Raw genomic sequence first — 6,149 nt, forward strand, 5'->3', positions numbered from 1 at the left:
TCTTATTCTTCCGTTAGTTATATTCATTAATCACATTAGCCTGTACTTCCGCACCGCGTTGGTTGATGCTTTGCCACTGCGGATAAGTACCGTCAAAGTCTGCACTGGCCATGCCTAAACGCACTGCTTGATCTACAATAATCCGAGCTACATCGAAATGACGGGAAACCGGGAAGCTATCAAGCTGTTCACGTAATACTTGGCTTAAATCTATCGGCTGATTATTTTCACGATATTGAATCAACAACATCTGCATATGTTCGATAATTTGATCGTGCAAATCGGATAAAGATTCATATTGCAATTCTTCCGGCAATTCACCCAAAGCATCTTCTTCCCGCAAGGCTAATTCTTCATCGCGCAGATCCACTAAACGCTCTGCTTGTGCTGTCCATAAGAACCAAGGAGCCTCCCAATAATCTGCAATAGAACGGCGTAAACGTTGAGAAAATACGCGATTTTTATCCATATCAATGGCGGTACGGATAAATTTATGCACATGGCGGTCATAACCAATCCACAAATCAATAGCCTGTTGTCCCCAACTGATAATACGGTCTAATTTAGATTGCAAATTCACAATCAGTTGATCGATAAAATACAAATCTTCACAGCCAATGACGCAATCTTGAATACGCAGCAATTGCTCTTGCAATTTATCGCCTGCGGCATTGAGCGTATCTTGCAATTCGCGCAAGTTACCTGATGTTTCATCTAATAAACGTTCACAGCTTGCAATGGCTGTTTGCCAATCTTTGGTTAACAGTTCCGCAATCTCATTTTTAATGCTTTGCTGATTTTCGTCCATAATCCGTTGAGATAAATCAATGCTGTCGAAAATTTCTGCGACGGAATATTTAAGCGGTGCAAACACGTTGCGACGCCAGAAAAATTCATCACCGCCTTCTTCCGCCGATTCACTGGCTCGGTGAATTTCATCCGCCACAATGGAAAGCTGTACCGATAAACGTAACGCGGAAAATTCACGCTGACGAATATAATAATCGGACACGCCCACACCCAACGGGGTTAAACGATAAATGGCCAATCCCTCGGTAAATTCACTACTGAAGCGATTAAGAAAACGCTGTTTCACCAATTCATTAATGGCATTGTTAGCTCGCTGGATAATAGTTTCTTCCGGTTGTTCAAAGGCGTTGGATACATGACGGAACATATCCACCAAATCGCTTTCAATCATCTCACCGTCAAACCGCTCATTATTATAAATAGCAATAGCCAGCAAAAACGCCAAGCGTTCGGTAGATAAGGTTAAAGAAAATTCCCGTTCTCTTGCCCAAGACACCAGTTCAGGAATTGTCTGCGAAATTTCACTCATTAAAAAATTCTCAAAAACGACCGCACTTTAGTATTTCTGAGCGGTAAAAATCAATCAAAAAATATCGTTTATTATACAGATTTTTATGATTTCTAACAGATCTAAAATTTTTATTGCATTTTCATATTTAGGCTTTACCATAAGCACCAATTTTATACAACGCATTTTATAATTTATGACAGCACAAACTTTACAAGATAAAAAACAAACTTACAATTTCAATAAGTTACATAAACGTTTACGCCGTAATGTGGGCAATGCCATTGCAGATTTCAATATGATTGAAGAAGGTGATAAAGTGATGGTGTGCTTATCCGGCGGAAAAGACAGCTATACTTTATTGGATATTTTATTAAACTTACGCCTAAATGCCCCCATTCATTTTGACATTGTAGCTGTCAATTTAGACCAAAAACAACCGGGATTTCCGGAACATATCTTGCCGGAATACTTATCCGGTTTAGGCATTGAATACAAAATCGTAGAAGAAAATACTTACGGCATTGTGAAAGAAAAAATTCCGGAAGGTAAAACCACCTGTTCACTCTGTTCTCGTTTACGCCGTGGTATTTTATACCGCACAGCAACGGAATTAGGGGCGACCAAAATCGCACTAGGTCATCACCGCGACGATATGCTAGAAACACTGTTTTTAAATATGTTCTACGGCGGAAAATTAAAATCCATGCCGCCGAAATTAATCAGTGACGACGGCAAACAAATTGTGATTCGCCCATTGGCTTATTGCAAAGAAAAAGACATTGAGAAATATTCCATCGCTAAGCAATTTCCGATTATTCCGTGCAATCTTTGCGGTTCGCAACCCAATCTGCAACGTCAAGTGGTAAAAGAAATGCTACAAACTTGGGATCGCCAATATCCGGGACGTGTTGAAACAATGTTCAGTGCATTACAAAATGTGACACCATCACATTTATGTGATCCCAAACTCTTTGATTTTAAATCAATTCAACGAGGACAAACTCTAGAAGGCATCGACGGTGATATCGCTTTTGATAAAGAAGAACTACCGACAGCACCAATATTTGATAATGACGATGACGGGACAGATTTTGCTACAGGTGAAATGATTAGTTTTAAAGAAGTAAAATAAGGAAATATTGATAATTTGACCTAAAGTTGTTGAAAATAACAGCGAACGAAAAAATTAACTCAATTTATACTTGCAACTTGCGTCGATAACCGTATAATGCACCCCATCAAATCTTGGTAATGTTTATCATAGTTCCAAGGTGGCAAAATTGGTAGACGCAGTTGGTTTAAAATAAGCTGTATTGAGAGTTTTGCATTTGCCATAGGCAGAAAAAATTTATATAGTCCACATGCCAGTGTGACGAAATTGGTAGACGTAGCGGATTCAAAATCCGCCGCCCTTAAAAGCGTGCCGGTTCGAGTCCGGCCACTGGCACCATTTATAAGTCTCATATCTATCTAAGCATATAACAATCCATTCAGTTTCCATAGTGTAATGGACAAAAATGTGGGATTTTATTATTTCAATATAATTTCATCTATTCTTCTTATTTTAGAAAATCCTTAATAAACATAATATTATGCTTTTTACTTAAACTATTATTTATATTTAATAGCGAGCTCTTTATAGGTTTGTTTTCCTTGTGAATAATCAAACTAAATATTTGCGGGATTTAATTTATTTTTTATTCATTTTCAAAAATAGGGGGGAAAGCCTTATACTATAAGGTTTTAACCCAGTTTATAGCAACTATTTTGTCTATTATACTGAAATGTTTAATTTTTTGACCGCACTTTTTCTAAAAAGCTACTGAAGCACGACCTGTTCTGATATTTATTTTAAGAAAATGAAGAGTAGATGGTGCGACTAGCTGGACTCGAACCAGTGACCCCCACCATGTCAAGGTGGTGCTCTAACCAACTGAGCTATAGTCGCATTTGAAAAGTGCGGTCATTATATAATTTTTTTTCCTCAATACAAGAAAAATTTATCTTTTTAAAACGTAATTGACAAAAATATAGACAAAAAACGCTAGAAGACTTGGAAAAGTGAGGAAAATTTGTGGTAAAATAAACAATTCAGAAAATATTTATCAAAAATTTTATTATGGTAGTCGGAGGAACAAATGACAACCGCAGCAAATAAACGTTCAATAATGACTCTTTTTTCAGACAAATCAGACATTCATTGTCATCAAGTGCGCATTGTTTTGGCTGAAAAAGGGGTTGCTTATGAAACGGAAGCCGTTGATCCGCAAGCACTATCAGAAGATTTGATGGAACTGAACCCTTATGGTACATTACCGACTTTGGTTGATCGCGATTTAGTTTTATTCAATTCCCGTATTATTATGGAATATTTGGATGAGCGTTTTCCGCATCCGCCATTAATGCCGGTTTACCCGGTTGCCCGTGGTAAGAGCCGTTTATTAATGATGCGTATTGAGCAAGATTGGTATCCTGCATTAGCAGCTGCAGAGCAGGGCGATAAAAAAGCGTTGAAAGATTTAAAAGAAGAAATTTTAGCTATCGCACCGATTTTTTCTCAAACGCCTTATTTTATGAGTGAGGAATTTAGCCTGGTAGATTGCTATTTGGCTCCATTATTATGGCGATTGCAATTATTAGGTACTGAATTTACCGGTGCTGGTAGCAAAGCACTTAAAGCTTATATGACTCGTGTATTTGAGCGCCAGTCATTTAGTCAGTCTTTAGGCGATGAAGTACCTAAAAACTTAATGGATGAAAAATAATTCGGAGAATTCGTGATGGAACATAAACTTTCTCCAAAACGTCCTTATTTATTAAGAGCTTATTATGATTGGCTGGTTGAGAATGAACTGACGCCTTATTTAGTTGTAGATGCGACTTATTATGGTACGGTAGTTCCTCGTGAATATGTGAAAGATGGTCAGATTGTATTAAATCTCTCTAGCAGTGCGACAGGTAATTTATTACTCGGTAATGAGCATATTCAATTTAATGCTCGTTTTCGCGGTATCCCGCAAGATATCTATATTCCTATGGGAGCTGCATTGGCAATTTATGCCAGAGAAAACGGCGATGGCGTAATGTTCGAGCCGGAAGCCGCGTATGAAGAATTAGATGATTATACGAATGAGCAGCCGTTAAATTTCGAAAGTGCGGTAGATAAACCTAAAAAAACTTCACCAAAAGAGGAAACAAAATCGGCTTCGAATCATTTGCGTATAATTAAATAAAATAGCTTGAAATCGAGTAAATTATTTAGAGTTAAACAGAAAATAGATATTTTCTAAAAAAACTTAAGTTATTTACTCGATTTTTTAATATAAAATCATTTTATTTAATTCTATATCAAAAAAACTTGTCAAAATGCTTATTTATAAGTATAACTCTCTCGATAACATCGAAATCAAACACAATAGAGGAATCCATTATGTTTAATCATATTCAACCAGCTCCGGCAGATCCTATTTTAGGTTTAGGTGAGGCATTCAAATCTGAAACTCGTCCGAATAAAATCAATTTGGGGATTGGGGTATATAAAGATGCCAAAGGCAATACACCGATTATGAGTGCGGTAAAAAAAGCTGAATTTGGTTTATATGAGTTAGAAACCAGTAAAAACTATTTATCTATTGACGGTGTAGCCGAATTTAATGCGGCAACTAAAGAATTATTATTTGGTGCAGACTCAGAAATCGTAAAAACGGGACGTGCTAAAACCGTACAAAGTTTAGGTGGTACCGGTGCATTGCGTATTGCAGCAGAATTTATTAAACGTCAAACTAAAGCACAAAACGTGTGGATCAGCATGCCGACTTGGCCGAATCATAATGCTATTTTTAATGCAGTAGGCATGACTATTCGTGAATACTGTTATTATGATGCACAAAATAAATGCTTGGACTGGGATAATTTAATTGCCGATTTAAGCAACGCCGGCGAAGGTGATGTGGTGTTACTACATGGTTGCTGCCATAACCCTACCGGAATCGATCCAACTCCAGAACAATGGAAAACCTTAGCTCAAATGTCTCAAGAAAAAGGCTGGCTGCCGTTATTTGACTTCGCATATCAAGGTCTTGCTAACGGATTAGAAGAAGATGCCGTAGGTTTACGTACATTTGCCGCAAATCATGATGAATTATTAGTTGCAAGTTCATTCTCTAAAAACTTCGGTTTATATAACGAACGTGTCGGTGCTTTCACATTAGTGGCTAAAAATGCTGATATTGCAGCAACCGCATTAACTCAGGTGAAAGCCATTATTCGTACGCTTTATTCTAACCCGGCTTCACACGGTGCGGCAACGGTATCAATCGTATTAAAAGATGCTGCATTACGTGCGGAATGGGAAGCCGAATTAACGGAAATGCGTGGACGTATCAAACAAATGCGTCATTTATTTGTTAAATTATTGAAAGAATATGGTGCACAACAAGATTTCGGTTTTATCATTGAACAAAACGGCATGTTCTCATTCAGCGGTTTAAATCCTGAACAAGTTGATCGTTTGAAAGATGAATTTGCGATTTATGCGGTTCGTTCAGGGCGTATCAATGTGGCCGGTATTACGGAAGATAATATTCGTCATTTATGTGAAAGCATTGTAAAAGTGCTTTAGACCCGTATTCGTATTATATAGGGTGGCTTTGATGTCACCTTTTTTATCAAATTAAGTGGTGTAATGGACAAAATAGTTGCTAATAATTATTTTCAGAGGTTATTAGTAGCTATTTTTATTTAAAAAATCCTTTATAAACATAATCTTATGCTTTTTACTTAAACCATTATGATTTATTAATCTTCGCTTTAATTCACTAAATAGTCC

The 6,149-nt window shown here is 37.1% G+C and carries 5 protein-coding genes and 2 tRNA genes; 5 read left to right on the plus strand and 2 right to left on the minus strand.

Annotation, left to right across the window (positions count from 1 at the left end):
* Nucleotides 1–13: 13 nt before the first annotated feature.
* Nucleotides 14–1,339 (minus strand): chromosome partition protein MukF, encoded by a 1,326-nt coding sequence (gene mukF / locus EDC44_RS10915; RefSeq protein WP_131978784.1) that lies wholly within the window; start codon nucleotides 1,337–1,339, stop codon nucleotides 14–16.
* A gap of 175 nt (nucleotides 1,340–1,514) precedes the next feature.
* On the opposite strand from mukF, the gene ttcA reads away from it, so the two are divergent.
* Both ttcA and EDC44_RS10925 read left to right on the plus strand, forming a co-directional pair.
* Complete coding sequence (gene ttcA / locus EDC44_RS10920; RefSeq protein WP_131978787.1) at nucleotides 1,515–2,453, plus strand: tRNA 2-thiocytidine(32) synthetase TtcA; 939 nt, start codon at nucleotides 1,515–1,517, stop codon at nucleotides 2,451–2,453.
* 231 nt (nucleotides 2,454–2,684) lie between these two features.
* A tRNA-Leu gene (locus tag EDC44_RS10925) sits at nucleotides 2,685–2,771 on the plus strand.
* Between the two features lie 421 nt (nucleotides 2,772–3,192).
* On the opposite strand, the gene EDC44_RS10930 is transcribed toward EDC44_RS10925, so the two are convergent.
* A tRNA-Val gene (locus EDC44_RS10930) sits at nucleotides 3,193–3,269 on the minus strand.
* Between the two features lie 190 nt (nucleotides 3,270–3,459).
* Here EDC44_RS10930 and sspA point away from each other — a divergent pair.
* From sspA to EDC44_RS10945, 3 genes are all read left to right on the plus strand, one after another.
* Complete coding sequence (gene sspA, locus EDC44_RS10935; RefSeq protein WP_131978790.1) at nucleotides 3,460–4,086, plus strand: stringent starvation protein SspA; 627 nt, start codon at nucleotides 3,460–3,462, stop codon at nucleotides 4,084–4,086.
* Nucleotides 4,087–4,101: 15 nt separating this feature from the next.
* A complete protein-coding gene (locus EDC44_RS10940; RefSeq protein ID WP_131978793.1) occupies nucleotides 4,102–4,554 on the plus strand; it encodes a ClpXP protease specificity-enhancing factor in 453 nt (150 codons plus the stop codon).
* Nucleotides 4,555–4,751: 197 nt separating this feature from the next.
* A complete protein-coding gene (locus EDC44_RS10945) occupies nucleotides 4,752–5,942 on the plus strand; it encodes an amino acid aminotransferase (RefSeq protein WP_131978796.1) in 1,191 nt (396 codons plus the stop codon).
* Nucleotides 5,943–6,149 lie beyond the last annotated feature (207 nt).

Source organism: Cricetibacter osteomyelitidis, assembly GCF_004340985.1.
Classification (GTDB): Bacteria; Pseudomonadota; Gammaproteobacteria; order Enterobacterales; family Pasteurellaceae; genus Cricetibacter; species Cricetibacter osteomyelitidis.

Bases quoted from the DNA above. Each gene is read 5' to 3' on its own strand.
- EDC44_RS10940 (WP_131978793.1), top strand. From the start codon at position 4,102: ATGGAACATAAACTTTCTCCAAAACGTCCTTATTTATTAAGAGCTTAT.
- mukF (WP_131978784.1), bottom strand. From the start codon at position 1,339: ATGAGTGAAATTTCGCAGACAATTCCTGAACTGGTGTCTTGGGCAAGA.
- ttcA (WP_131978787.1), top strand. From the start codon at position 1,515: ATGACAGCACAAACTTTACAAGATAAAAAACAAACTTACAATTTCAAT.
- EDC44_RS10945 (WP_131978796.1), top strand. From the start codon at position 4,752: ATGTTTAATCATATTCAACCAGCTCCGGCAGATCCTATTTTAGGTTTA.
- sspA (WP_131978790.1), top strand. From the start codon at position 3,460: ATGACAACCGCAGCAAATAAACGTTCAATAATGACTCTTTTTTCAGAC.